The 1,738-nt window shown below is 80.1% G+C and carries 1 pseudogene; it reads left to right on the top strand.

Going from position 1 to position 1,738, the window contains the following annotated elements:
• Positions 1–249 precede the first annotated feature (249 nt).
• Positions 250–1,738, top strand: a pseudogene (locus ABT093_RS40865) (hypothetical protein); the annotation flags it as partial.

Below are 1,738 nucleotides of genomic sequence, written 5' to 3'. Positions count from 1 at the left end.
GCCCCGGTCACCGTGTCGGCCTCAGCTGCGGACGCCGGTCCGGTCCCGGCCGGTGACACCCCGGCCGACCCGCCCGGGCCGGCCGCAGGGGGTACCGGCGTCGGGGGTACGGCCGCCGGCGCGGGAGGCACGGCCGGTGGTGTGCCCGTTCCGGCCCGCTCCGGCAGCGCCCCGCGCGGGACGGCTTCTTCGCGGCGCCCCGCCCGGCCCGCAGCTGCCTCCGCCGCACCGGCCTCCGCTCCCGCCCCGGTGCCGGGTGCGGCCGGGCACCTCGCCCTTCCCGGCCCGGAAGACCCGCTGTGGACCTCGATCCCGCTGGGGCTGCGCCAGAACCTGGCCATGCGCGCCTACCAGCTGGTGAACCCGGCGCGCGGTCACCTGGCCACCCCGGCCGGCCGCAAGCTGAAGTCCGCCCTCGGCGCCGCCGCCCGGGGCAAACTCACCGGAGCGCACTGGCTCGTGCTGCTCACCGCCCCGCGTACCGCGTTCGGCGGCCCGACCAGCCAGCGGGCCGAGCAGGCGTACAAGGCCCTGGAGCAGCTGGTGGCCGACTACCTGCGGCCGGCGCTGGGCGCGGTCGCCCCGGCCGAGTCCGCCGCCGGGGCCGAACTGACCCAGGCCGCACCGGTCGCACCGGTCGCACCGGCCGTCCCGGCCGTCCCGGCCGGGACGCAGCCGGACGCCGCCGTACCCGGCCCGGCCCCGGCGACCGCCACCGACCCGGCCGCTCCCCCCGTCGCCGTGCCGGTGCCGGGCGCCCCGTCCGGCCCCGGCGGGACCACGCCCGCCGTACCCGCCGCTTTGCAGACCGACGCGCCCGCCGCCCCGGCGGACGCCACCGCCGTCCCGGCCCCGCTGCGCCCCGCCCCGGCCCCCGGCGGCGACGCTACCCACCCGGCCGCCCCGGCCCCGGCCTCCTCAACTCCCCTTCCGCCCAGCGCTGTTGACGCCATCTCGGCCGACCCGGCCGCCCAGGGGACGGCCGCCGCCGGCCCGACCGCCGCCGTGCCCGGCTCCGGCCCGGAAGCCGCCACCCTCCCCACCCCCACCCCGGCCGGACCGGACCCGGACACCACTGACCCGGTGGCCGGAACCCCGACCCCGGCGCCGGTCGGTGACCTGGCCGAGCTCCTGCGCCACGCCGCCCACACGCCCGGGACGATCCTGGCGGTCACCAGCGCGCACACGACCACCGCCCAGACCGCTCTCACCCACGCCCTGGCGCAGGACCTCGAGCCGGTGGATCTGCCGACCGTGCAGGTGAGCGGCCACGACCGCTCGTCCCTGATCCGCGCCCTGTACACCCGGCTCGGCCTCGGCCGGCGCCGCCGCCTCCCCGGTCTCGACGAAGCCGAAGGCCTGATCACCGCCGAGCTGCAGCACACCCCCCGCCTGGTCATCGTCACCACCACCCTCGGGCTGCGCCCCTCCGCGCTCCAGCTGCTGCACCGCCTGTGGGAGCCGAAGCCGTTCCCGCTGGTGCTGGTCGGCGACACCACCCTCGACGGCCTCCTGAGGCGCCACGACCTCGCGGAACTCCACCCCCACATCACCCACCACCGCATCCAGGAGCCCGCCATCACCCCGGCCCCGACCGACGACACCGCCCCCGACGCGCCGCACCCCGCGCCCGCCGCCCGGGAAGCCGCCACCGTCCCGGCCACACCCACCCCCGCCGCCGCGCCCGCCCCGCTGCGCCCCGCCCGCCCGGAGACCGGCCCGGAGGCCACCCCGGCGG

Source organism: Kitasatospora sp. NPDC002551, from assembly GCF_040296005.1.
Lineage (GTDB): Bacteria > Actinomycetota > Actinomycetes > Streptomycetales > Streptomycetaceae > Kitasatospora.
Note: the sequence above shows the minus strand (reverse complement) of the source record. Positions and strands in the feature narration are given on the sequence as shown.